This is a genomic window from Leyella stercorea, assembly GCF_021531355.1.
Taxonomy (GTDB): Bacteria; Bacteroidota; Bacteroidia; order Bacteroidales; family Bacteroidaceae; genus Prevotella.
The window spans coordinates 1-25,354 of record NZ_JADYTS010000045.1; the positions used below are offsets into that span (position 1 = coordinate 1).

Sequence of the window (25,354 nt, forward strand, 5' to 3'; positions counted from 1 at the left end):
CGGCAAACGAGACTTGAACTCGCGACCCCAACCTTGGCAAGGTTGTGCTCTACCAACTGAGCTATTGCCGCATCTGTTATTTCTTTCAGATTGCTTCGTTCTTGAAAGCGGTTGCAAAGGTAGCACTTTTTCTTGAAACTCCAAAAGTTTTGGCAAGAAATTTCAAGAAAAAGTGCATTTTTCTTTAATTCATACGTGAAATGTAGTCTTTTGGACCGAATTCACGGGTGATTTCCAGCTCATTTGTGCCCGAATGCACAAAAGCGAGTGCCGGATGAGAGATGCCGTTGAACATAGTTGTCTTTACTGTTGTGTAGTGATTCATGTCCTCGAAGATGATATTTTCGCCGATTTCGAGTTCATGGTCGAATTCCCAGGCCGACATAAAGTCGCCCGACAGACAACTGTTAGCTCCCAGACGATAAGTATATGGCTTGCTATAGTCTGGATTTTCCTCAATAGTTCTGGCTCCTCTTACTGCAGGATGGTATGGCATTTCAAGACAATCGGGCATGTGGCATGAGAAACTAACGTTCAGAATTGCTGTTTTTATGCCTTTGTCTTCTACAATGTCTATCACTTGGGCTACCAGCGGACCGGTTTGCCAACCGAATGCACTTCCTGGTTCCATGATAATCTTGAGCCATGGATAGCGATTGTGAAATTCCTTCAGTATGTTTACGAGCAGTTCTATGTCGTAGTCTTTGCGTGTCATAAGGTGTCCGCCACCGAAGTTTATCCATTTTATCTGCTTGAACCATCTCGAGAATTTCTCCTCAATATGCTTCAAAGTGCGTTCGAACACGTCCGATCCGTTCTCGCAATGGCAATGGCAATGGAATCCGTCTATGTCCGAAGGCAGAGTCTCGGGCATCTTGTCGGCACTTATGCCGAATCGTGTACCGGCTGCACAAGGATTGTATATGTCGGTTTCTATTTCCGAATATTCGGGATTGATGCGCAATCCGAAGCTTATTTCTTCGTTTGCATTCTTGGCTCTATTGTGCAGACGCTCGTATTGCGAGAGCGAGTTGAACGTCAGATGACTTGAGCATTGTGCTATTTCGTCAATCTCATAGTCGGTATAGGCAGGCGAGAATGTATGTGCCTTCTTGCCGAACTTGTCCACGGCGAGTCTTGCTTCGCCCAACGAGCTTGCTGTAGTCGACTTGATGTATTCCTTGAATATGGGGAACGTCTTCCACAAAGCATAGGCCTTAAATGCCAGAATGATTTCTACGTCGGCACGTTTTGCCACATCGCTAATGATGGAAAGGTTGCGACGCAGGCGCTCCTCTTCCAGGATGTACATAGGGCGATTGATCTCCTTATATGTTATTGTGTCTACTTTCATTTGCTTTTTTCAGTTTGTTATCCTTTGACATAGCAGAACTTCTCTATGGCAGCAGCCACTCCGTCCTCCTCGTTTGACAATGTCACATAGTCGGCTTCGGCTCTCACTTCGGGTGCGGCATTAGCCATAGCCACACCAATACCAGCCAGCTTCAGCATCGAAAGGTCGTTGTATCCGTCTCCGAAGGCAATCATGTCTTTCGGGGTCAGCTCAAGTTGTGTAAGCAGACGGACGAGCGACTGGGCTTTGTCTATTCCCTTCGGTACAAGTTCTATAAAGAAAGGAGCCGAGCGGAACACGTCGATATAGTTGCCTACGAGTTCTGTCAGTTCCTTTTCTGCTTCAACCATTACAGCTGGGTCGCCCGTCATGAGAAGCTTTGTGGGGTGTGCTTCAAGATGGTCAGTCAGGCATTCCACCTTTCTTATATTCATACGGTTGATGCGCGACTCCTCCTTCACGTATTGGTCGTCGGGCATTTCGGTTACGATTTCGTTGCCTGCATAGCCCAGCAGAGCGTAGCCTTTGCTTCTTGCATATTGGTGCAACATTGGTATTACCTCTGCGGGAAGGAAGTTGGAGTAGAGTTCTTCCATAGTCTTGCAGTCAACTATTTTTCCTCCGTTGTATGCCAGTATGTATCCGCCCGTCTCTTCCAGTCCCAGACAGTCGGCTACGGGAATGATGCCGTATGTGGGTCTGCCCGAAGCTAATATGATATGTGCTCCGTCGGCTTGTGCCTTCAGTAGAGTTTCGCGTGTGATTGGAGTCACTTCCTTGGCGTTGTTGGTCAGAGTGCCGTCAAGGTCGAGAGCTATAGCGCGGTAGGGTAGACGTGAGTGTTGTGCTTCTGTTGTTGTCATAAATTATGTATTGTGAAATGCAAAGTGTATCTTATATATAATAAGGTGTACTATATATAATAAGGTGTAGTTGTACATGGTGAAAACCAAAGCCTGATAAAACAATAAATCCCAAGAACTGTTGTTCCTGGGATTTATGTTTTCCGACCTTTTTACGGATCGTGGCTTTTCGTTTTGACTGGTAATTAAGCCTCTGCCGGAGTCTCCTCTGTAGCCTCAGCGTTAGCAGCAGCCTCAGCCTTAGCGGCAGCCTCAGCAGCCTTCTTCTCAGCTACCTTCTTGGCAATAGCCTCGTTTACCTTCTTCTCAGCCTCAAGCTCCTTAGCGGCAGCCTCAGCCTTAGCCTTGGCCTCGCTCTCGCGAACGGTATCAAGACCCTTCTGCTTGTCAGCCTTCCATGCGTCGAACTTCTTCTGAGCAGTAGCCTCATCAAAAGCACCCTTCTTAACGCCACCACGGAGGTGCTTCATAAGATAAACGCCTTCACCCTTAAGGATGTTGTGAGTTGTAGCTGTGGGCTGTGCGCCACACTCTACCCAGTAGAGGGCACGGTCAAAATCCAAATCTACAGTAGCAGGATTGGTGTTAGGGTTGTATGTACCAATCTTCTCAGTAAACTTACCATCACGTGGTGCTCTTGAATCAGCGATAACGATACGATAGAAAGCGTAGCCTTTACGACCGCCGCGCTGCAATCTGATTTTTGTTGCCATTTTTTAAATTATTGTTTTGTTGGTTTGAATTTATGCTACTATCTCGTAATAGCGGGTGCAAAGTTACTCTTTTTTTATTGTAACCAAGCCACTTCGCCCTTACTTTATTGTCGTTATTAATTAATATTAACCAAAGCTAAGTGCTTGCTTGTTCATATCGTCAGTTTTTTCTTATAATTAGCCTGGCTTTTCTATGTCGTTTTTTAGATGCAAATATTGTATATGTAGTAAAAAAGTGTTACAAAATAAAAATCGATTCTAGAGATTTGAAGAGGCGTTTTTGTGTTGTTTTCTAATGACCGTCATCACATTATTCTTCATTTATGCCTTTTTTATCTTTCAACTGTAGCCCTTTTGAATGGCAAAAGGACAACTATTGCATTGCAAAGAAGCCTTAAATGGTGGGTAAAAGTACTCCATTTGAAGTCATATTGAGCATTTTTAAGTTACAACAATTTACGTCATAATGCTGTTGTTGGCGCAACTGATTGAATATCAGTGGTATAAACAGAACTGCTCAAAACTCGAGATTTTAGCACCAAAGATTTCCTCGTGCGTTCAGCTCGCAGTTTTGAGCGGTTAGAAATGCAAATATTGTTTTAGTGGCGCGTTGTAATCGTGTCAATCTATTCGATTCAAAAAGCAAATATCAAGTATCTCTCCAAATGTCTGAAGAACCATATTTTTAACTGATTCTGGTTTGAACGTGATACAAATGACAAATACTCTATTATATAATAAGGTGTAAAGTAGTGGGAAAATGTCATATTCTAACAAAATGCAATAAATACGATAAAAAAAGTGATAAATTATTTGTGAGCTACCGATATTTTCTTACCTTTGTAACCGAAATAAGACGTATCACCATAAATATATTATAAATATGAATTTGTCGTACAACATTATTAGCATTATTATTCGAATTCGACTTTGGGACAATGTCGAACGGGGTAGTGTATGCTAATAGGTTGCCGCAAACAATACATTCTCTCTTATGAGCAGATGAAAAGAAAAACCTTTCTCACTAACCCCTACAAGGTAGTGTGAAAGGTTTTTTCGGTTTAAGTAATAACGTAAAAATACATATAAGGATGAGTGAAAGATTGTATATTTTTGACACTACGCTCCGCGATGGCGAGCAGGTGCCAGGATGCCAGTTGAATACCGTTGAGAAGATACAAGTGGCAAAGCAGCTTGAGCAATTGGGCGTAGACGTGATTGAGGCAGGATTCCCTATTTCAAGTCCTGGCGACTTCAATTCGGTCATTGAGATTTCAAAGGCTGTGACATGGCCCACTATCTGTGCTCTGACACGTGCTGTAGAGAAGGACATAGATTGTGCTGCCGAGGCTCTGAAGTATGCCAAGCGTGGACGCATCCATACCGGTATAGGTACGTCAGATTCGCACATTAAGTATAAGTTTCACTCAAATCGTGAGGAGATAATAGAGCGTGCAGTTCGTGCCGTGGCCTATGCCAAGCGATATGTAGAGGACGTAGAGTTCTATGCCGAGGATGCCGGACGTACCGACAACGAGTATCTGGCACGTGTGGTTGAGGCTGTCATCAAGGCTGGCGCTACCGTCATCAACATTCCCGACACTACGGGCTACTGTCTGCCCGATGAGTATGGAGCCAAGATAAAGTATCTGGTAGAGCATGTGGACAACATCGACAAGGCCATACTCTCAACCCATTGCCACAACGACTTGGGTCTTGCCACAGCCAATACGCTTAGCGGAGTGCTGAACGGAGCGCGTCAGGTAGAGGTGACAATCAATGGTATCGGTGAGCGTGCGGGCAACACTTCGCTCGAAGAGATTGCCATGATTCTGAAGTGTCACAACGGCATCAATATCGATACCAATATCAACACCACCAAGATTTGTCCCACAAGCCGCATGGTTTCGAGCCTGATGAACATGCCCGTTCAGCCTAACAAGGCCATTGTGGGTCGTAACGCGTTCGCCCACAGTAGTGGCATCCACCAGGACGGAGTGCTGAAGAATGTGAGCACATACGAGATTATCGACCCGAAGGATGTAGGTCTGGACAGCGGCAGCATAGTGCTGACAGCACGTTCGGGCAGAGCCGCCTTGAAGTATCGCCTTGGAGTGCTGGGCGTGAAGATAGACGACGAGTCGAAGATAGACGCTATCTACCAGCAGTTCCTCAAGCTTGCCGACCGCAAGAAGGAGGTCAACGACGACGACATACTCATGCTGGCAGGTGCCGATGCCAAGGCTTCGCACGCCGTGAAGCTCGACTTCCTGCAGGTTACTACAGGCATGGGGGTTAAGAGTGTGGCAAGCATCGGACTCGACATCTCAGGACAGAAGTTTGAAGAGGCTTCAACGGGCAACGGTCCGGTAGATGCTGCCATCAAGGCTCTCAAGAAGATCATTCAGAAGCAGATGACCCTGAAGGAGTTTACGATCCAGGCCATCTCGAAGGGATCGGACGACGTGGGCAAGGTACACATGCAGGTGGAGTACGACGGAAGCGTGTACTACGGATTCGGAGCCAATACCGACATCGTTACGGCTTCGGTAGAGGCTTACATCGATTGTATCAACAAGTTTCGTGTGAAATAAAGCCCCCCAATCGTCCACACAATCAATACAAACAAGCAATAACATTAACAATATAAACATATTATAATGAACACATTATTCGACAAAATCTGGGATAAGCATGTTGTGCAGACAGTCAAGGACGGCCCTACACAATTGTATATAGACCGTCTTTACTGCCACGAGGTGACTTCGCCTCAAGCCTTTGCCGGCATGCGTGCCCGCGGACTCAAGATGTTCCGTCCCGACCACATATTCTGCATGCCCGACCATAATACTCCTACACACGACCAGGACAAGCCTATCGAAGACCCCGTGTCAAAGCGTCAGGTGGACACATTGGCTAAGAATGCTGCTGATTTCGGCGTGACACACTTCGCCATGAACTCTAAGGATAACGGTATCATCCACGTAGTAGGACCGGAGAAGGGTCTCTCTCTGCCCGGTATGACAATCGTGTGTGGCGACTCGCACACATCTACCCATGGCGCTATGGGTGCTGTAGCTTTCGGTATCGGAACTTCTGAGGTAGAGATGGTTATGGCTTCACAATGCATTCTGCAGACCAAGCCGAAGTCGATGCGTATAAGCGTCAACGGAAAGTTGGCTAAGGGTGTTACGCCTAAGGATGTAGCTCTCTATCTGATGAGCCGACTCACCACTTCGGGCGCTACCGGATATTTCGTTGAATATGCTGGCGACGTAGTGCGCGACATGTCTATGGAGGGCCGACTCACACTCTGCAACCTCTCTATCGAGATGGGTGCGCGTGGCGGATTTGTTGCTCCCGACGAGACAACATTCGAATATATCAAGGGTCGCGAATATGCTCCTAAGGGCGAGGCATGGGACAAGGCCGTGGCTTACTGGAAGACTCTGAAGAGTGGCGACGATGCCGTGTTCGACAAGGAACTCGTGTTTGATGCTGCTGACATAGAGCCGCGCATCACTTACGGCACCAATCCTGGTATGGGTATCGGTATTACAGAGACCATCCCGACACTCGATGAGATAGACAAGGCTGGTCAGGCTTCGTTCAAGAAGTCGCTTGCATACATGGGATTTGAGCCGGGCGAGAAGCTTCTCGGTCATAAGATTGACTATGTATTCCTCGGTGCCTGCACCAACGGACGTATTGAAGACTTCCGTGCATTTGCCTCTATCGTGAAGGGACGCCATAAGGCCGAGGGCGTTACGGCATGGCTTGTGCCGGGCTCATGGCTCGTAGACAAACAGATAAGAGAGGAGGGATTGGACAAGGTCCTTACCGAAGCTGGTTTCGAGATTCGCCAGCCGGGCTGCTCGGCATGTCTTGCCATGAACGATGACAAGATACCAGCAGGCAAGTATTCGGTATCGACATCCAACCGTAACTTTGAGGGTCGTCAGGGACCGGGCTCACGTACCATCCTTGCTTCGCCTCTGGTAGCAGCTGCAGCAGCAGTTACGGGAGTGGTAACAGACCCGAGAGAACTCATGTTCTAATGTTTAATGATTAATGTTTAAAGAATTATGAAACAGAAATTCAACGTTATAACCTCCACATGCATCCCACTTCCACTTGAGAATGTGGATACCGACCAGATAATACCAGCCCGCTTCCTTAAGGCTATCGACAAGGAAGGTATGGGCGACAACCTATTCCGTGACTGGCGATATAATGCCGACGGTACTCCTAAACCCGACTTCGTTATGAACGATCCGTCGTATAGCGGAGTGATACTCGTAGCAGGCAAGAACTTCGGTTCGGGCTCTTCGCGCGAGCATGCAGCTTGGGCTATCGCCGGAGCGGGATTCCGTGTGGTCATCAGCTCGTTCTTTGCCGACATCCACAAGAACAACGAGCTCAATAATCTTGTGCTGCCGGTAGTGGTGAGCGAGGAATTCCTTAAGGAACTCTTTGCCAGCATCGACAAGGACCACAAGACAGAGGTGAAGGTAGACCTGCCCAATCAGACCGTGACAAACCTCGCTACAGGCAAGAGCGAGCATTTTGAGATAAACGGATACAAGAAGCATTGCCTTGAAAACGGACTAGACGACGTAGACTTCCTTGTACAGAACCGTGATAAGGTAGAGTCATGGGAGCAAGAACAATAGAAATAATGGACTGTACACTCCGCGATGGCGAGCAGACCAGCGGAGTGTCATTCCTTCCTCATGAGAAACTCATGGTGGCGCGAATGCTTCTTGGTGATGTCAATGTGAATCGTATAGAAGTGGCTTCAGCACGTGTCTCTGAGGGTGAGAAGGAGGCTGTGCGCATGATCTGCCGCTATGCCGAGAGTGTGGGCAAACTGAATAGGGTAGAAGTGTTGGGCTTTGTCGATGGTGGCAAGTCAATAGACTGGATTGACGAATGCGGATGCAAGGTTATAAACCTGCTTGCAAAGGGTTCGCTCAAGCATTGTACGCATCAGCTCAAGAAGACTCCCGAAGAGCATATCGACGGAATATACGAGTCGCTCACTCTTGCCATGCAGAAGGGTATGGCTGTAAATCTGTATCTTGAGGATTGGAGTAGTGGCATGAAGGATTCGCCCGACTATGTGTTCAAGATGATGGACGCCCTTGTGGAGAGCGGAATCAAGCGTTTCCTTCTTCCCGATACATTGGGCATACTCAACCCTATGGAGGTGACGAAGTATTTCGGCCAGATGGTGGAGCGCTATCCCAACACCAACTTCGAATTCCATGCACATAACGACTACGACCTTGCCGTAGCCAATTCGTTGGTTGCTGTGGTGAGTGGCGCAAGCGGTCTGCATGTCACGGTGAACGGACTGGGTGAGCGTTGTGGAAATGCCCCGCTTGCAAGTGTGCAGGCTATACTTAAAGACCAGCTCGGTATTGAAACTAGTATCCGTGAAGACCGATTGGGCGAAATAAGCCGACTGGTAGAGGGATATTCTGGTATTGCCATTGCCCCCAACCAACCTATCGTAGGCGAAAATGTGTTTACGCAAGTGGCTGGCGTTCATGCCGATGGCGACAATAAAGACAACCTTTACTGCAACAATCTTGTGCCTGAACGTTTCGGACGTAAGCGCGAGTATGCACTTGGTAAGAATAGCGGTAGGGCAAACATCGCAAAGAACCTGGAACTGCTCGGACTGGAGCTCACTCCCGAACAGACACGTCGTGTGACGCAACGCATTACCGAACTGGGCGACCGTAAGGAGATTGTAACTCAGGAAGACTTGCCATTCATCGTGAGCGACGTGCTGAAGCATTCGGCTCCCGAAGACAAGATAAAGCTTGTGAGCTATATGGTGTCGCTTGCCTACGGACTGCGTCCTATGGCAACTGTTAAGGTTGAGATTGACGGCAAGCAGTATGAGGACAACGCTCTTGGCGACGGACAGTATGACGCTTTCGTGAAGGCTATGCGCAAGATATACCGCGAACGTCTTGGACGCACATTCCCAACACTTGAGAATTATGCCGTGTCCATACCGCCTGGCGGACGCACAGACGCACTCGTGCAGACTGTCATAACATGGCGTAGCGGCGAGAAGATACTGCGTACACGTGGACTCGATGCCGACCAGACCGAAGCTGCAATCAAGGCTACAATCAAGATGCTTAACATCGTGGAGCAGGAACAACTGCAAGACTCAGAATCAAAATAAACAATATAATAAAAAACAAAGGATATGAAATTATCAATAGCTGTACTTCCCGGCGACGGTATCGGACCCGAGATTATGACCGAAGGTGTGAAGGTAATGAAGGTTGTGGCTGAAAAGTTTGGCCATGAGTTCTGTTTTAAGGAAGCCATTTGTGGCGCTCATGCCATTGACGAAGTGGGCGACCCCTTCCCTGAAGACACTTTCCAGACATGTCTGAATGCCGATGCTGTGCTCTTTGCAGCTGTAGGCGATCCACGTTTCGACAACGATCCTACTGCCAAGGTGCGCCCCGAACAGGGCCTTCTAGCTATGCGCAAGAAGCTCGGATTGTTTGCCAATGTGCGTCCGGTTGCTACTTTCGACTGCCTTCTGCATAAGTCGCCCCTTAAGGACGAATTGCTCAAGGGTGCCGACTTTGTTGTAATACGTGAGCTTACTGGCGGTATGTATTTCGGCGAGAAGTATCAGGACAATGACAAGGCATACGATACCGACATCTACACCCGTCCGGAGATAGAGCGCATCCTTAAGGTTGCATTCGAGTTTGCCATGAAGCGCAACAAGCACCTTACTGTTGTTGACAAGGCCAACGTTCTGGCTTCGTCACGTCTGTGGCGCCAGATTGCCAAGGAGATGGAACCGCAGTATCCTGAGGTGAACACCGACTATATGTTTATCGACAACGCCTCAATGCGCGTGCTTACCGAACCTACTTTCTTTGACGTTATCGTTACAGAGAATACATTTGGCGACATTCTTACCGACGAGACTTCTTGCATCACAGGTTCAATGGGATTGCAGCCTTCAAGTTCGCTTGGCGAGCACACTCCATTGTTTGAGCCGGTACACGGTTCATGGCCGCAGGCCGCAGGCAAGAACCTTGCCAACCCAGTAGCACAGATTCTTTCGGCAGCCATGCTTCTTGAACATTTCGGACTGAATGAGGAAGGTGCGCTTGTACGTAAGGCTGTTGACGCTTCGCTCGATGCCAACGTACGTACTCCTGAGATTCAGGTTGAGGGTGGCGCACAGTACGGTACGGCTGAGGTAGGTCAGTGGATTGCCGACTATATAGCTAAAGCTTAACTTTATGAAGACCTTAATACTTGTTCTGGCATTAATGGCGCTTAATGCAAACACTATGTTTGCACAGACAAGGCAGCAGCTTCGCGACAGTTTGTCGGCAGCTTCTGAGGCATTGTCGTTCCATCCCGATTCCTTAAACTTGCGTTTGAGGAAAGCATCGTGGAACGTGCAGCTTGAGGAATGGCAGTATGCCCGTGATGAGTACGATTATGTCTTGCGACGTGATCCGAACAATCTGGCTGCTCTGTTCTATCGCGCCTTTGTCAACGAACAGCAGAAACGCTACAAGTTTGCCCGTCTTGACTACGAGCATCTGTTGAGTCTTGTGCCGGGCAACTTTGAGGCCACACTCGGATTGGCTTTGCTTAATCAGAAAGACAGTCACTATACTGAGGCTTTGGACATGATAAACCTATTGGTGACTCAGCATCCCGACAGCGCTGTGGCGTATGCCGCACGTGGCGGAATGGAAGTGGAGCGCAAGATGTACGGTCCTGCCGAGTACGATTATAGCAAGGCAATAGAACTGAAACCGCTCAATACCGACTTCAGGCTCAATCGTGCCAATGTGCGTATATTGATGAAACGCAAAAAGGAGGCACGTGAAGATCTGGACGAAATGGTAAAACTTGGAGTTCCAAGAGCCAACCTTATTGAATGGTATAGAAAGTGTAAATAAAAAAAACGACGAGGCATCACCAACAAATGCAAGTTGGTGATGCCTTGTCGTTTTATGTTAAATTTTAATCAAGTCGCTCATAATCATATCGCTGACAAACAATCCCTCACATGTCAGTTGCAGACGATTGTCGGTATGCTTTAGCAATCCGTTTTTGATGTGAATGTCGGCACATTGCAGGGCATACTGTCGGAATGTGGGGCTGATTGAGTCGAGATTCATACCGTCTGATGTTCGCAGGGCGGTAGTGACAAGGTCGTTGTAGTGGGTGGTCTCGTCAATTGTCTCGCTCTCAGAAGGAAGTATGCCGTTGTTGATAGAGCTAATGTATTGACATATGTCGGCAACATTCCAGCTGCGTGTACCTATGTTGTAGGAGTGGGCTGAAGCACCGATACCAAGATATGGCACATTATGCCAGTAACTGCTGTTATGTACAGAGCGATAACCGGGCTTTGCAAAATTGCTGATCTCGTAATGCTCATAGCCGGCAGATTTGAGCGTGTCCATAAGATACTTATACATCGCCAACGACGTTTCGTCGTCAATCTGGGTAATTTTGCCTTCACTCATCATACGATACAGCGTCGTACCCTCCTCGTACATAAGGCTGTAGGCAGAAATGTGGGTTGGCGCAAGATTGACGGCTGTTTGTACGTCAGTAGCCCATTCGTCAAGCGTCTGGTTGGGAAATCCGAACATGAGGTCAATACTTATATTCTCAATTCCAGCATCTTTTATAATCCTAACGGCATCAATGGCTTGCGATGATGTGTGGCGACGATGTAGAAACTGCAATCGCGAGTCGTTGAAAGTCTGAATGCCCATGCTTATACGATTGATACCGATTGAGAGCAACCGGTCGACAAACTCAGGCGTTATGTCATCGGGATTGACTTCGATGGTCACTTCACGCGGATTGCCTGGGAAACATTCTGACACGGTATTGAGAATTTCTTGAATGTCTGAAAGTGGGAGAGTGGAAGGTGTCCCTCCCCCAATATATATCGTGTCGACCGCATTCGAGCTGCCAATACTACCCAATTCATTGAATTCAGAGCGACGCATGTGCATCTCTTTGATTAAAGCCGCTGCATAATCGTGCTGCAATCCGAATAAAGTGGAGCTGTAGAAACCGCAGTATATACAACGGCTCTTGCAAAAGGGTATGTGGATGTATATTCCTGTTTTCATTTGCCTATATAATAATGTGTAAAAGGTGACATTGTGTCTTAAGAGAATGCAAAAGTACTAATAAGTGAAAAAAAAACATCTCTTTTCTTGTTTTTCTTTTGGTTTCTATTCTTATTTTTATAACTTAGTAGTCGGATAAACCCCGCCCCAAGTTTGTCCGCCATGAACAATTTACATTAACCATTTAAAACCTGAAGATATGAGGGTCTATCAAACAAATGAAATCAAGAACATTGCCCTTTTAGGCAGTGCGGGTAGCGGCAAGACCACTCTTGCCGAGTCTATGATTTTCGGTAGTGGTATCATCAAACGCCGTGGTACAGTGGAGGCAAAGAACACGGTAAGTGACTACTTCCCAGTTGAGCATGAATATGGTTATTCTGTATTCCCGACAGTTTTCCATGTAGAGTGGAACAACAAAAAGCTTAATATTATTGACTGCCCGGGTTCTGACGACTTCATTGGTGGAGCAATTACAGCTTTGAACGTTACCGATCAGGCTGTTATTCTTATTAACGGACAGTATGGTCCGGAGGTTGGCACACAGAACAATTTCCGATATACAGAGAAATTGCATAAGCCAGTAATCTTCCTTGTCAATCAACTCGATTCGGACAAGTGCGACTTTGACAACATCATCAACAATATGAAGGCCATCTATGGCTCAAAGTGCGTACAGATTCAGTATCCGGTTAGTACAGGCAGCAATTTTGGAGCCATCGTTGACGTGCTTCTTATGAAGATGTATACATGGGGTCCGGAAGGCGGTATGCCTACAATCGTAGACATTCCAGAAAGTGAGATGGAGAAAGCTATGGAGCTTCACAAGACTCTTGTGGAGGCAGCTGCCGAGAACGACGAGACTCTTATGGAGAAATTCTTTGAGGAAGAAGCTCTCTCTGAAGATGAACTTCGTGAGGGTATCCGCAAGGGACTTGTAACACGTTCAATCTTCCCCGTATTCTGTGTATGCGCGGGCAAGGATATGGGCGTTCGCCGACTGATGGAATTCCTTGGCAATGTAGTTCCGTTTGTTAGCGAAATGCCGAAATTACACAATACACGAGGCGAGGAAATCACCCCTGATACCAATGGCCCGGAATCTGTTTACTTCTTCAAGACCGGTCTGGAACCGCATATCGGCGAAGTAAGCTACTTCAAAGTGATGAGCGGTAAGATTAAGGCAGGCGATGACTTGACTAATGCTGACCGCGGATCGAAAGAACGTATCGGACAGATATATGTATGTGCTGGCGCAAACCGTATTCCTGTAGACGAGCTCGTTGCCGGTGATATTGGTTGCACAGTTAAGTTGAAAGACGTTAAGACAGGAAACACCCTCAATGGTAAGGATTGCGAGTGGAAGTTTGACTTCATCAAGTATCCTAACCCCAAATTCTCACGTGCAATCAAGGCTGAGAATACCGCCGATACAGAAAAACTTATGGCTGCGCTTCTGCGTATGCATCAGGAAGACCCGACATGGCTCGTTGAGCAAAGCAAGGAATTGCGTCAGACTATTGTTCGCGGACAAGGTGAGTTCCATCTCCGCACATTGAAGTGGCGTCTTGAGAACAACGAGAAGCTGAACGTTAAGTTTGAGCCTACTCGCATTCCTTATCGTGAGACCATCACTAAGATGGCACGTGCCGAGTATCGACACAAGAAGCAGTCGGGTGGTGCTGGTCAGTTCGGTGAGGTACACCTTATCATTGAGCCGTATGCTGAAGGAATGCCCGATCCTACATCTTACAAGATTAACGGTCAGGAATTCAAGATCAACATCAAGGGTCGTGAGGAAGTAAGTTTGGAATGGGGTGGTAAGCTCGTGTTTATCAACTCGGTTGTAGGTGGTGCCATTGACGCACGCTTCATGCCTGCAATATTGAAGGGCATCATGGACCGTATGGAGCACGGACCTCTTACAGGCAGTTATGCACGCGACGTGAGAGTGATCGTATACGACGGCAAGATGCACCCGGTGGATTCTAACGAATTGTCGTTCATGCTTGCTGCACGCAATGCTTTCTCTGCTGCGTTTAAGGAGGCAGGTCCGAAGATTCTTGAGCCTATCTACGACCTCGAGGTATATGTACCGGCCGATTATATGGGCGATGTAATGAGCGACCTGCAGGGACGCAGAGCTCTTATTATGGGTATGGATAGCGAGGCTGGATACCAGAAGCTTCAGGCTAAGATTCCATTGAAGGAACTGAGCAACTATTCTATCTCATTGAGCAGCCTCACAGGCGGACGTGCTTCGTTCACCACAAAGTTCGCAAGTTACGAGCTTGTACCGAACGATCTGCAGCAGAAGCTTATTGATGAGCACGCTGCTGAGACTGCTGATGAAGAATAACGAGAGAGAATTATATGGAGTATTCCATAATATAAAGAATCACGAATTAGTATAATATAAAGGGTAAGGCTGTTTATCGACGTTTGAGCATTGACAACAGTCTTACTCTTTTTGTATTGTAATGTGAAAGCGCAATTTAAAATAATTTAATTTCTTTGTGTTGTCTTCTTTTTCCTGTAACTTTGCAATTATGAATATAAATATTTGCAAATACATAATAACGTTGGTCTGCTTGTTGGGTTGGGTTAGCGTTTCTGCTCAAGATCATAATGTACAGTGTGAAGATACGTGTTCGCATGTTCACGGAATAGATTTAAGCCATTATCAAGGCGAAGTGTTTTGGGAGGCAATAGGTGATAATTCAAAGATGGCCTATGTGTATCTTAAAGCAACAGAAGGTGGCGACCGTATTGACGATAAGTACGAACAGAATATAAAACTGGCGCATAAATATGGACTGAAAGTAGGTTCCTATCATTTCTTCCGTCCTAAAACACCGCTTAAGCTACAGCTTGAGAACTTTATGGCTCAATGTCGTCCGTCGCAGCAGGACTTGATACCTATGATTGATGTTGAGACAAAACAAGGACTGTCTAACGATGCTTTCCGCGATTCGTTGATGACTTTTCTGACAATGGTGGAGGAAGCTTATCATCAGAAACCATTGGTTTATACCGGTACCAACTTCTATAATAAATATATGTCGGGACTCATGAACAGTTATAAGCTTATGATAGCCCAGTATTCTTCGAACGAGCCTGTGCTGAACGACGGCAACGACTATATGCTGTGGCAGTATACTGGTAAGGGTCATATCGACGGCATACGCGGATATGTAGACAAAAGCCGCTTTATGGGACGCCACGGGTTGCGCGAAATCCGATACCGACATCATTGACAAGCGGACTTGCCGTAAAGCTAAATCATTCAACTATAACGTGATAAATCAAATTCAACTATCGTATAATGGCAATAATAAAATGTCCGGAGTGCAATCACGACATAAGTGATAAGGCTCCAGTATGTCCCTGTTGCGGGGCTCCTATTGCAGGTCATGTGGTGACGTGTCCAGTATGTGGTAAAGTGTATTTCTCTAATCAGGCAGAGTGTCCGCAATGCCACCATGTTACTGGTGAAAAGGTGGCAGGTCAGACATTGGGGCAGGAAGCTGCTCAAGCTGTAGTGCAGACTTTTGAGCAAGACTCTGAGCAGAAATCGGAACCGACATCAGAGCAAAACAAACCTGCCAATGCACATAAAAACAACCGTATTGTAATAATGGTGGTAGTGGTTGCGGCATTGGTAGTATGTGGAATATGCTATGCTTTCTATCATAATGCCCAGTCGGACAAGGAGCAGCAGGCTTATGAGATGGCTATGTCGAGTCAGGATGCAGACGTCTTACAGAACTATCTTACAATGTATCCAAATGCTCCTCAAGAACATGTTGACTCAATACAGTCGCATCTTGATATGCTTAAAGCCGTTGATCGCGACTGGACTAACGCCGTAGTGAGCGGGTCGAAGAGCGCCATCGAGCGTTACATTGCAGAACATCCTAATTCGCCTTTTAAGAATGTTGCTCAGCATATGATTGATTCTATTGATTGGTCGGTTGCAAATACAGCAGGTAGTGTAGAGGCTTTAGAAACTTACATAGAGAGTCATCCTGATGGAGATTATATTGAGGATGCTAATGAAGCAATAAAGAATCTCAATTCAACGACGGTGCAACCGGAGGACAAACTGTTGGTAAGCAGTGTATTCAATGGCTTCTTCCAAAGTCTGAATGCTCGTGACGAGGAAGCTCTTATGAGTTCAACAAGTCCGTTGATGACACAATTCCTCGGAAAGAGCAATGCTACGCGCAGTGATGTTGTCACTTTCTTGCACAAGATATATAAGAGCGGTGTAAGCTCAATGAAGTGGCAGTCGATGGACGATTATAATATCAGCAAAAAAGATGTAGGAAGTCAGAAAATCGAATATACCGTGAAATTCTCTGTCAAGCAGGTTGTAACCCATGATGACGGAAGTATTGAAGACACACAATATCGTGTAAATGCTAAAGTTAGTCCCGAAGGACTGATTTCAGAATTTAATATGGTAAAGATACTTGAATAAATATTTGCAGCGAAAAAATCGCTGCAAATATGCTGACAATTCATTTTTTATAGTTAACTTTGTCGTTGACCTAAAGTGAATTAATTTTAAACGTTAACATATAAATTTATTATGGAAAATAACCAGGAACTAATAACCCAGTGTGAGGCGAGAGCCAAGCAGTGGCTTACGCCGGCATTCGACGAGGACACCCGTAAAGAGGTACAGGCTATGTTGGATTCAGAAGACAAGTCAGCCCTTATTGATGCATTCTATCAGAATCTGGAATTTGGAACAGGCGGTTTGCGCGGCACAATGGGTGTCGGTACCAACCGTATGAATAAGTATATAGTAGGTATGGCTACACAGGGCTTTGCCAACTATATCCTCAAGGCTTTCCCTGGTGAGGAAAACCTCTCTGTTGTTGTAGGTCATGACTGCCGCAACAATTCACGTCTCTTTGCCGAGACTGTAGCAGCTATCTTCTCTGCCAACGGCATCAAGGCTTACTTGTTTGAGAGCCTTCGTCCGACACCTGAGATTTCATTCGCTATACGTGAGTTGGGAGCTAAGGCAGGTGTGAATGTTACAGCATCGCACAATCCTAAGGAATACAATGGCTACAAGGCTTACTGGAGTGACGGCGCTCAGGTGCTTGCTCCGCACGATACCGGCATCATCGATGAGGTGAACAAGGTAGGTATCGACGACGTTAAGTTTGAGGCTAACTGGGATAACATCAAGATTATCGGTGGCGAGATGGACTACGACTATATGGAGGCTGTTCACTCGGCTATGATTGATCAGGACGTTATCAACCGTCAGAAGGATTTGAACATCGTTTATACTCCTATGCACGGAACAGGTCGTGTTATAGTACCGCTCTGCTTGCGTTCTTGGGGATTCCAGAACATCAACGTTGTACCTGAGCAGATGGTAATCGATGGCAACTTCCCGACAGTTGTTTCGCCTAACCCAGAGAATGCTGAGGCTATGACTCTCGGTATGAAGCTTGGCACAAAGCTTAATGCAGACCTCGTGGTAGCTACCGACCCTGATGCCGACCGTCTTGCTATTGTATGTCGTGACGACAAGGGCGAGTGGGTTATCATCAACGGTAACCAGACTGCTATGATGTTCTGCTACTACATCATCGAGAACAAGAAGAAGCTTGGCAAACTCAAGCCTACAGACTTCCTCGTTAAGACAATCGTTACAACTGAGGTAATTGCTGAGATTGCAAAGAAGAACAACGTAGAACTGCGCGACTGCTACACAGGCTTCAAGTGGATTGCACGTGAGATTGCTATCTCAGAGGGTAAGCAGCAGTATATCGGTGGCGGTGAGGAGAGCTTCGGCTTCTTGCCTTATGACAAGGTTCGTGATAAGGATGCTCCTGCTTCTATCTGCCTTATCTGCGAGATTGCAGCTTGGGCTAAGGACCAGGGCAAGACTCTTTACGACCTGCTCATGCAGATTTATGCTGACTATGGATTCTCTAAGGAGTTCACCGTTAACGTAGTACGTCCGGGCAAGACTGGTGCTGACGAAATCAAGCAGATGATGGCTGACTTCCGTGCTAATCCTCCTAAGGAGCTCGGTGGTAGCAAGATCTGCCTCTGGAAGGATTATCAGACCTTGACAGCTACACGTGAGGACGGTTCGGTAGAGAAGCTTGATATGCCTACTACAAGCAACGTACTGCAGTGGTTCTGCACAGACGGTACTAAGGTGAGCGTTCGCCCATCAGGTACTGAGCCTAAGATTAAGTTCTATATTGAGGTGAAGGATCCTTCGTTCAAGTGTGCCGGATGCTATCAGCGTTGCACGAAGGCTGCTGAGGAGAAGATTGAGGCTATCAAGAAGAGCCTTAACCTCGACTAATCGGTCTTTGCTCAAATAAGATAATTAGATAAAATAATGTGGGAGACTTCGGCTAAAAGTATTTTGGCCTTAGTCTCCCTTTTGGTTTTTAGGAAAATAGATGAACAATACACTCTTCATTACCGCAGCGATAGCATTTGGCCTGGCTCATACGGCTGTCAGTACGGCAACAGCTGACAATGCATCGAAGCTGAATTATGCTACGAAGGTAAACACGCTTATTGGTACCGATTATACTGGCAATACATATCCTGGCGCACAGGCTCCTTTTGGAATGGTACAGCTCAGTCCTGACAACGGATTGCCCGGATGGGACCGTATTGCAGGCTATTTCTATCCGGACAGCACCATTGCCGGATTCTCGCATACGCATCTTTCGGGAACGGGTGCCGGCGATTTGTATGACATTTCTTTCTTACCCGTAACGTTGCCCCTTAATGATGCGCCCGCTCCACTCGGCATTCATTCCAAGTTCAGTCATAATGATGAGACTGCACATGCCGGATATTATCAGGTCCGTCTCACCGACTATGATATTAATGTAGAACTAACAGCAACACCTAGATGTGGAGTTCAGCGTTACACGTTTCCAGAGAACGGGCGCCAACGTATGGTTATCCTTAATCTTACGAAGGCGATGAACTGGGACGCTACCAAAGACACCAAGATAACGCAAATAGACAAGCGTACTATTGAGGGTTATCGCTTTTCTGACGGTTGGGCACGTAATCAGCGTGTCTGGTTCCGCACACGTTTCTCGCAACCTATAGAGAATATCCAACTAGAAAGAACCGAGCTGAAGACTGAAGATGGACATGTGACGGGCTATGGTTACGTGGCACGTATATTGTTTGCTACTGAAGGACCGTCGCAACTGACATTTGTCACAGCATTGTCGGCAACAGGACAGGAGGGTGCTTCAAAGAACCTTGCAGCAGAGGCTCCGAACGATGACTTCGATTATTATCGCAATCAGGTTGAGAAGCAATGGAACCGTGAATTGGGCAAGATAGAGGTAGAAGGCGGTACGCCAGCACAGCAGACCACATTTTACACAGCTCTCTACCACGCCATGATTGCTCCTACATTGTTCAACGACGTTGACGGAACATATATGGGAGCCGACCGTAAGATACACCATGCGAGCGGATGGAATAATTATGAGACCTGTTCGTTGTGGGACACTTATCGTGCAGCCCATCCTCTGTATGCTATTGTAGACCCGAAGCGTGCCGGCGATATGGTCAACTCGCTTGTTGCCTTTAGCAAGGAGAACGGACGATTGCCGGTTTGGAATATGTGGGCATCGGAGACGGACATGATGATAGGCTATCATGCTGCTTCGGTCATCGCAGAGGCGGTATTGAAGGGTGTTCCTGGTATTAATGCAGGTGAAGCTCTTGCCGAGTGTGTCAAGACTGCCAACCTTGACGACTACCGTGGAATAGGGTTGTACAAGCGTCTTGGATATGTGCCTTACGATGTGAAGGAGCCTACGTTGGGTGACGATTGGTCGTTGTCGCGCACTTTGGAATACGCTTACGATGATGCTTGTATTGCTGCCCTTGCAAAGCATTTGGGCAAGAATGACATTAATAAGACGTTTACAAAGCGTGCTCAAAACTATAGTAATGTATATTGTCCGGGTTCTACATTTATGCAGCCCCGTGACTCTAAAGGCAACTTCCAGCCCAACTATTCGCCCGATGATTATACGTCGCACATATGTGAGTCGAATGGATGGCACTATATGTGGTCGGTTCAGCACGATATAAAGGGACTTGAGGCTCTTGTAGGAAAGCAACGCTTTGCCGACAAACTCGACAGCCTGTTCACGTATACTCCTGCTGCCAATGCCGAACTGCCTCTCTTCAGTACGGGTATGATAGGTCAGTATGCCCACGGTAACGAACCAAGTCATCATGCAGCCTACATCTTCAACAAGATTGGACAACCGGAGAAGACTCAGCGCTATATACACGAGATTCTCACAAAACTATATAATGACTCTCCGGCTGGCTTGTGCGGCAACGAAGATTGCGGACAGACGTCGGCATGGTATGTATTCTCTGCTATGGGTTTTTATCCTATGAATCCGATAAGCTGCGAGTATGAGATGGGTACGCCACTCTTCAACCGTGTTACGTTGCATCTTGACAATGGCAAGACCTTTGTGATTGAGGCTGTGGGCAAGACTCCCGACGGATATAAGGTTAAGGATGTAGAACTTAATGGACGTCGATTGAAGACAACTTATATTACCCATAAAGACATTGTAAGAGGCGGTAAACTGAAGTTCATTATGAAATAAAAAGTAGTGTATGAATGACTTTTGGAAGAAAAGACTTGGTAGCGACGATGAGTATAAGCGCGAAGAGTTGATAAAGAAAATTGTAGATGTGATAGAGCACATGAGTATAGAAGAACTCGAGGCCTTGGCTTATGGCATGTCTACTAAGACGGCTGCTTCGGAACTATAACTTAATTGATACTGGAGCTTATATATAATATACTTTGCAGTTTAAATAAAAAGAGGGATGTGTCAAAATAGTTACACATCCCTCTTTGAGTTTTATTTGTCTTGTTTTTTATCCGCAGCAGAACAGCACGATGAGCTGGGCTGTAAAGATACGCAAGAACATAGACAACGGATATACTGTAGAGTAGCCTATGGCAGGAGCCTCACGTGAGCAGATTGAGTTAGCGTAAGCCAATGCTGGAGGATCGGTGCAAGTACCGGCAAGCATACCCATAATGGTGAAGTAGTTGAACTTGAACTTCAGTCTGGCTATCGTACCGATTATAAGAATAGGTATGATAGTGATGAGGAAGCCTGTGAACACATACATCAAGCCGTCGCCTTCTACTACTGTGTCCCAGAAGTGAGCGCCCGCTTTAACGCCTACGCTGGCAAGGAAGAGCACAAGACCCATCTCGCGGAGCATCATGTTGGCAGATGTTGTGGTATAGGTGTTGAGCTTCATACGATGGCCGAAACGACCGATGAGGATGGCGATAATAAGCGGACCGCCTGCAATACCGAGCTTCAAAGGAACTGGCATACCGGGGATAGCGAAAGGAATGCTTCCGAAGAGAATACCTATGATGATGCCGATGAAGATAGTAGCGATGTTAGGAGTGTCAAGACGCTTCACAGAGTTGCCCATAAGGTCGGCAATGCGGTTGACATTGTCTGTAGGACCAACTACAAGAATCTTATCGCCTACCTGGAAACGGTAGTTGCGCGATGCGAAGAGGTCCATACCCTGACGTGAGATACGTGTCACAGTCACACCATATACGCTTGAGAAGTGCATCTTGCCAAGTTCCTTGCCGTTCATTGACGGGTTGGTGATGACGATACGCTTAGATATAAGCGGCTGGTCGCTCTGGTCTTCCTCCCAAGGCTTTTCTATCTCGGGACCGATGAAAGCCTGAATGGCCTCGGCGTCAACAGCAGCACATACTACGAGTACCTCGTCGCCCATGTGGAATACGTCTCGTGAACTTGGTATAGACACATTGCCATCATGCAGAAGACGTGAGAAAACAACATCGCGGTTCAGGAACTCGTTGATCTGCTTAACTGTGCGTCCTGCAAGATAGGTATTGTCTACCTTAAGGTGCATCTGTAAAGGCTTGGTGTGAGCGTTGTCGCCTGCTTCTTCTTTGAGTTCTTCTTCTTCCTCTTCGAGCTTAGTACGTGTGATGAAGCGTACGGCAATTGTAGCTCCGATGATACCGAGTACGCCAAGCGGGTAAGCACAGGCATAACCGGCTGCAATCTGAGGTGCAGCACCGTCTACAGCCTTCCATACTGATTCGAGAGCCTCATTGGCAGCACCAAGACCCGGGGTGTTGGTCACGGCACCATAAAGAGTGCCCACCATCATTGGCAAGTTGGTCTTGTCGTTGGTGTCGAAGAAGATGTAGTAGCATGCGAACATTACGCCGACGTTCAGCAGTACAAGTGTTGTAGAGAGCAAGTTGAGCGTAACGCCGCCCTTTCTGAAACTCTCAAAGAAGCCCGGACCAACCTGAAGACCAATGCAGAACACGAACAGAATAAGTCCGAAGTCCTGAATAAAGCTCAAGATGTTGGTCGGACCAGTAAACCCAATGTGTCCTGCCACGATACCGGCAAAGAGCACAAACGTCACTCCGAGTGAGATGCCGCCAATCTTAATTTTTCCCAACAGAATACCAACGGCAATTACCACGGCATAGAGTAGGGCGATGTGGGCAATGGACTCGGTGTTTGTGAATAAGTTGATTATCCAATCCATTGTTTTGAGTGATGTTTAAATTAGTATATTAATAATTTCTCTGTTTTTTCTTAGGCAACATTATTAATGAGAGGCTATGGAGTTCGAGACCATAGCCTCTCATTTTATGCGTAAATTAATAGCTGCGAGCTATGATGACGCGCTGTGTAGCGGGCTTGCCCGATACCATATCCACGCCTGGTGTTTGTTCGAACATGAACGGCACGCAGCGTATTGTTGCCTGTGTGTCTTCTTTGATCTTGGCCTCGGTCTCGGCTGTGCCGTCCCAGTGGCAGAGGAAGAATCCGCCATCCTTGACGCGCTCCTTGAACTCCTCGTAGTTGTCGCACTCGTAGATATGTGCGTTGCGATAGTCGAGAGCCTTCTTGAAGATGTTGTTCTGAATGTCGTCGAGCAGTTTCTCAACATATTCGGCAATTCCTTCAATAGGACGTGACTCCTTCTCAAGAGTGTCGCGGCGCATAACTTCGATAGTTCCTTCCTCAAGGTCGCGTGCACCGAGCACGAGACGTACAGGTACACCTTTCAACTCGTAATCAGCAAACTTGAAGCCCGGACGCTTGTTTTCGGCATCGTCATACTTCACGCTGACACCATTAGAACGCAGTTCGTTGATGATAGGTGTGAGCTTCTCTGTTACGGCGTTAAGCTGCTCGGCATTCTTTGTGACGGGGATGATAACCACCTGTATCGGGGCGAGTTTCGGAGGTAATACAAGTCCGTTGTCGTCAGAGTGAGTCATGATAAGAGCTCCGATGAGTCGTGTAGAAACACCCCATGAAGTAGCCCATACATATTCAGGTTTGTTTTCCTTGTTGAGGAATGTTACATCAAATGCCTTGGCAAAGTTCTGTCCAAGGAAGTGTGAAGTACCACTCTGAAGAGCCTTACCGTCCTGCATCATAGCCTCAATGGTATAGGTGTTCAAGGCTCCTGCGAAACGTTCGGTCTCGCTCTTTACGCCCTGAACTACTGGTACTGCCATCCACTTCTCTGCGAAGTCTGCGTAAACATGCAGCATCTTCTGTGCTTCTGCCTCAGCTTCTTCGCGTGTAGCGTGAGCTGTGTGGCCTTCCTGCCAGAGAAATTCTGATGTGCGCAAGAATGGACGTGTACGCATCTCCCAACGCATAACGTTGCACCATTGGTTGCACATCAATGGAAGGTCGCGGTAAGAGTGTATCCAGTTCTTGTATGTGTTCCAAATGATGGTCTCGGATGTTGGGCGAACGATGAGTTCTTCCTCAAGCTTAGCGCTCGGATCTACCTCAATACCGGTCTTGTCATCGTTGACACGCAGACGATAGTGAGTCACTACGGCGCATTCCTTTGCGAAACCCTCCACGTGCTCTGCCTCACGGCTGAAGAAAGATTTTGGGATAAGCAATGGGAAATATGCATTTTGTGCTCCGGTTTCCTTGAACATGAGGTCGAGCTGATGCTGCATTTTCTCCCAAATAGCGTAGCCGTAGGGCTTGATGACCATACATCCGCGTACGGCTGACTGCTCTGCGAGGTCAGCCTTGGCAACGATGTCGTTGTACCACTGGCTGTAGTTCTCTGAGCGTTTTGTCAGATGTTTTAATTCTTTTGCCATTGTTTGTGTGATATAATTTTAATTTCTAATTCTATTAATTCAATTCTTATTGTATTGATTAATTCAAATCATAATTTGCAGTGCAAAAATACAAAAAAATGTTGTAATATTGCCACACTATCGAAAAAACAACTATCTTTGCAATTATAAAATGCGTCGTGTGGCGCATAATTCATATTTTTAACACTAAATATAGAAGAAAATGAACAAGTTAAAAGGAGCAACAATAGCAATGGGTATGCTTGCTGTAGTAAGTTGCAACACAAAACAGGGTACAGGTTCGCTTATTGGTGCCGGCGGTGGTGCCATCATTGGTGGTATTATCGGTAAACTTGCTGGCAATACTGCTGTTGGTGCGGCAATTGGTGGTGCAGTAGGTGCAGGTACCGGAGCTTTGATCGGTCGTCATATGGACAAGGTGGCAGAGCAGGCCAAACAGATAGAGAACGCCAAGGTAGAGAAGGTTACTGACAGCAATGGCCTTGAGGCCGTTAAGGTAACATTCGATTCAGGTATTCTTTTCGCAACTAACAAGGCTGACCTCAACGCTTCTTCTAAGAGCGCTTTAGCTAAGTTCTCTAATACTCTGAAAGAGAATAACTTACTTTCGGTTGATATCTATGGTCATACCGATAGTACTGGTAACGACGGTATTAATATTCCTCTTAGCAACAGACGTGCACAAAGTGTAGCAAATTATCTGCAGAGTTGTGGAGTTTCTACATCACAGTTCAAGAACATAGCAGGTAAGGGTAGTTCAGAGCCAGTTGCAGATAATTCAACTCAGGCAGGACGTACTCAGAACCGTCGTGTAGAGGTTTATCTCTATGCAAGTCAGGCTATGGTAGATGCTGCCAATGCGGGAACACTTAAGTAATTTGCTGTAAATAACTGATAGACAATCGTCTGTGTGTAAGATTATACTTCACTCAGACGATTGTTGTGTGTATATGTATATATCCTAAAATCCGCAACTATCATCCAATACACGATTAAGGGTAGATTTATGAGTCGTTAGTAGCAGCTTTCAG

General features: G+C 46.6%; 19 protein-coding genes. 13 read left to right on the top strand and 6 right to left on the bottom strand.

Annotated elements, in window-relative coordinates; genetic code table 11:
• Positions 1 to 184: 184 nt before the first annotated feature.
• From nspC to I6E38_RS10085, 3 genes are all read right to left on the bottom strand, one after another.
• A complete protein-coding gene (gene nspC / locus I6E38_RS10075) occupies positions 185 to 1,354 on the bottom strand; it encodes a carboxynorspermidine decarboxylase (protein ID WP_235393872.1) in 1,170 nt (389 codons plus the stop codon).
• 17 nt (positions 1,355 to 1,371) lie between these two features.
• Entirely contained in the window at positions 1,372 to 2,217 is an 846-nt protein-coding gene (locus I6E38_RS10080; RefSeq protein ID WP_235393873.1) for a Cof-type HAD-IIB family hydrolase, read from the bottom strand.
• 185 nt (positions 2,218 to 2,402) lie between these two features.
• Positions 2,403 to 2,930, bottom strand: a complete 528-nt coding sequence (locus tag I6E38_RS10085) for a 30S ribosomal protein S16 (protein ID WP_235393874.1) — start codon at positions 2,928 to 2,930, stop codon at positions 2,403 to 2,405.
• A 1,091-nt stretch (positions 2,931 to 4,021) separates the two neighbouring features.
• On the opposite strand from I6E38_RS10085, the gene I6E38_RS10090 reads away from it, so the two are divergent.
• From I6E38_RS10090 to I6E38_RS10115, 6 genes are all read left to right on the top strand, one after another.
• Complete coding sequence (locus I6E38_RS10090) at positions 4,022 to 5,524, top strand: 2-isopropylmalate synthase (RefSeq protein WP_235393875.1); 1,503 nt, start codon at positions 4,022 to 4,024, stop codon at positions 5,522 to 5,524.
• 66 nt (positions 5,525 to 5,590) lie between these two features.
• Positions 5,591 to 6,988 carry a 3-isopropylmalate dehydratase large subunit gene (gene leuC / locus I6E38_RS10095; protein WP_235393876.1) on the top strand — a complete coding sequence of 466 codons (1,398 nt, stop codon included), beginning with the start codon at positions 5,591 to 5,593 and terminating at the stop codon, positions 6,986 to 6,988.
• 27 nt (positions 6,989 to 7,015) lie between these two features.
• Positions 7,016 to 7,603, top strand: coding sequence for a 3-isopropylmalate dehydratase small subunit (gene leuD / locus I6E38_RS10100; protein ID WP_235393877.1), 588 nt, complete (start codon positions 7,016 to 7,018; stop codon positions 7,601 to 7,603).
• Positions 7,585 to 9,135, top strand: coding sequence for an alpha-isopropylmalate synthase regulatory domain-containing protein (locus I6E38_RS10105; protein WP_235393878.1), 1,551 nt, complete (start codon positions 7,585 to 7,587; stop codon positions 9,133 to 9,135). The genes leuD and I6E38_RS10105 overlap by 19 nt, the downstream gene beginning before the upstream one ends.
• Positions 9,136 to 9,159: 24 nt before the next feature.
• Complete coding sequence (gene leuB / locus I6E38_RS10110; protein ID WP_235393879.1) at positions 9,160 to 10,221, top strand: 3-isopropylmalate dehydrogenase; 1,062 nt, start codon at positions 9,160 to 9,162, stop codon at positions 10,219 to 10,221.
• A gap of 55 nt (positions 10,222 to 10,276) precedes the next feature.
• Complete coding sequence (locus I6E38_RS10115; protein WP_235393880.1) at positions 10,277 to 10,900, top strand: tetratricopeptide repeat protein; 624 nt, start codon at positions 10,277 to 10,279, stop codon at positions 10,898 to 10,900.
• Between the two features lie 57 nt (positions 10,901 to 10,957).
• On the opposite strand, the gene hemW is transcribed toward I6E38_RS10115, so the two are convergent.
• Positions 10,958 to 12,094 carry a radical SAM family heme chaperone HemW gene (gene hemW / locus I6E38_RS10120; RefSeq protein WP_235393881.1) on the bottom strand — a complete coding sequence of 379 codons (1,137 nt, stop codon included), beginning with the start codon at positions 12,092 to 12,094 and terminating at the stop codon, positions 10,958 to 10,960.
• 199 nt (positions 12,095 to 12,293) lie between these two features.
• Between hemW and I6E38_RS10125 the strand changes: the two genes are divergently transcribed.
• From I6E38_RS10125 to I6E38_RS10150, 6 genes are all read left to right on the top strand, one after another.
• Positions 12,294 to 14,453, top strand: a complete 2,160-nt coding sequence (locus I6E38_RS10125; RefSeq protein WP_235393882.1) for an elongation factor G — start codon at positions 12,294 to 12,296, stop codon at positions 14,451 to 14,453.
• A gap of 190 nt (positions 14,454 to 14,643) precedes the next feature.
• The gene (locus tag I6E38_RS10130; protein ID WP_235393883.1) at positions 14,644 to 15,351 is read left to right on the top strand and encodes a glycoside hydrolase family 25 protein; all 708 of its coding nucleotides are present in this window, start codon (positions 14,644 to 14,646) and stop codon (positions 15,349 to 15,351) included.
• A 68-nt stretch (positions 15,352 to 15,419) separates the two neighbouring features.
• The gene (locus tag I6E38_RS10135; RefSeq protein WP_235393884.1) at positions 15,420 to 16,577 is read left to right on the top strand and encodes a hypothetical protein; all 1,158 of its coding nucleotides are present in this window, start codon (positions 15,420 to 15,422) and stop codon (positions 16,575 to 16,577) included.
• A 111-nt stretch (positions 16,578 to 16,688) separates the two neighbouring features.
• Entirely contained in the window at positions 16,689 to 18,440 is a 1,752-nt protein-coding gene (locus I6E38_RS10140; protein WP_235393885.1) for a phospho-sugar mutase, read from the top strand.
• A gap of 100 nt (positions 18,441 to 18,540) precedes the next feature.
• Entirely contained in the window at positions 18,541 to 20,751 is a 2,211-nt protein-coding gene (locus I6E38_RS10145) for a GH92 family glycosyl hydrolase (RefSeq protein WP_235393886.1), read from the top strand.
• 10 nt (positions 20,752 to 20,761) lie between these two features.
• A complete protein-coding gene (locus I6E38_RS10150) occupies positions 20,762 to 20,920 on the top strand; it encodes a hypothetical protein (protein WP_235393887.1) in 159 nt (52 codons plus the stop codon).
• A 108-nt stretch (positions 20,921 to 21,028) separates the two neighbouring features.
• On the opposite strand, the gene I6E38_RS10155 is transcribed toward I6E38_RS10150, so the two are convergent.
• A complete protein-coding gene (locus I6E38_RS10155) occupies positions 21,029 to 22,726 on the bottom strand; it encodes a putative transporter (protein ID WP_235393888.1) in 1,698 nt (565 codons plus the stop codon).
• Between the two features lie 115 nt (positions 22,727 to 22,841).
• On the bottom strand, positions 22,842 to 24,323 hold the full coding sequence (gene proS, locus I6E38_RS10160; RefSeq protein ID WP_235393889.1) for a proline--tRNA ligase: 1,482 nt from the start codon (positions 24,321 to 24,323) through the stop codon (positions 22,842 to 22,844).
• Positions 24,324 to 24,525: 202 nt separating this feature from the next.
• Here proS and I6E38_RS10165 point away from each other — a divergent pair, with 202 nt between their 5' ends.
• A complete protein-coding gene (locus tag I6E38_RS10165) occupies positions 24,526 to 25,200 on the top strand; it encodes a YiaD family glycine zipper/OmpA-like lipoprotein (RefSeq protein ID WP_235393890.1) in 675 nt (224 codons plus the stop codon).
• Positions 25,201 to 25,354: the final 154 nt, after the last annotated feature.

Coding starts and splice junctions, on each gene's coding strand:
- leuD (WP_235393877.1), top strand. CDS start 7,016: ATGAAACAGAAATTCAACGTTATAACCTCCACATGCATCCCACTTCCA.
- I6E38_RS10130 (WP_235393883.1), top strand. CDS start 14,644: ATGAATATAAATATTTGCAAATACATAATAACGTTGGTCTGCTTGTTG.
- I6E38_RS10080 (WP_235393873.1), bottom strand. CDS start 2,217: ATGACAACAACAGAAGCACAACACTCACGTCTACCCTACCGCGCTATA.
- I6E38_RS10165 (WP_235393890.1), top strand. CDS start 24,526: ATGAACAAGTTAAAAGGAGCAACAATAGCAATGGGTATGCTTGCTGTA.
- I6E38_RS10105 (WP_235393878.1), top strand. CDS start 7,585: ATGGGAGCAAGAACAATAGAAATAATGGACTGTACACTCCGCGATGGC.
- I6E38_RS10150 (WP_235393887.1), top strand. CDS start 20,762: ATGAATGACTTTTGGAAGAAAAGACTTGGTAGCGACGATGAGTATAAG.
- I6E38_RS10155 (WP_235393888.1), bottom strand. CDS start 22,726: ATGGATTGGATAATCAACTTATTCACAAACACCGAGTCCATTGCCCAC.
- I6E38_RS10125 (WP_235393882.1), top strand. CDS start 12,294: ATGAGGGTCTATCAAACAAATGAAATCAAGAACATTGCCCTTTTAGGC.
- nspC (WP_235393872.1), bottom strand. CDS start 1,354: ATGAAAGTAGACACAATAACATATAAGGAGATCAATCGCCCTATGTAC.
- I6E38_RS10090 (WP_235393875.1), top strand. CDS start 4,022: ATGAGTGAAAGATTGTATATTTTTGACACTACGCTCCGCGATGGCGAG.
- proS (WP_235393889.1), bottom strand. CDS start 24,323: ATGGCAAAAGAATTAAAACATCTGACAAAACGCTCAGAGAACTACAGC.
- I6E38_RS10085 (WP_235393874.1), bottom strand. CDS start 2,930: ATGGCAACAAAAATCAGATTGCAGCGCGGCGGTCGTAAAGGCTACGCT.
- I6E38_RS10115 (WP_235393880.1), top strand. CDS start 10,277: ATGTTTGCACAGACAAGGCAGCAGCTTCGCGACAGTTTGTCGGCAGCT.
- I6E38_RS10135 (WP_235393884.1), top strand. CDS start 15,420: ATGGCAATAATAAAATGTCCGGAGTGCAATCACGACATAAGTGATAAG.
- I6E38_RS10140 (WP_235393885.1), top strand. CDS start 16,689: ATGGAAAATAACCAGGAACTAATAACCCAGTGTGAGGCGAGAGCCAAG.
- hemW (WP_235393881.1), bottom strand. CDS start 12,094: ATGAAAACAGGAATATACATCCACATACCCTTTTGCAAGAGCCGTTGT.
- leuB (WP_235393879.1), top strand. CDS start 9,160: ATGAAATTATCAATAGCTGTACTTCCCGGCGACGGTATCGGACCCGAG.
- I6E38_RS10145 (WP_235393886.1), top strand. CDS start 18,541: ATGAACAATACACTCTTCATTACCGCAGCGATAGCATTTGGCCTGGCT.
- leuC (WP_235393876.1), top strand. CDS start 5,591: ATGAACACATTATTCGACAAAATCTGGGATAAGCATGTTGTGCAGACA.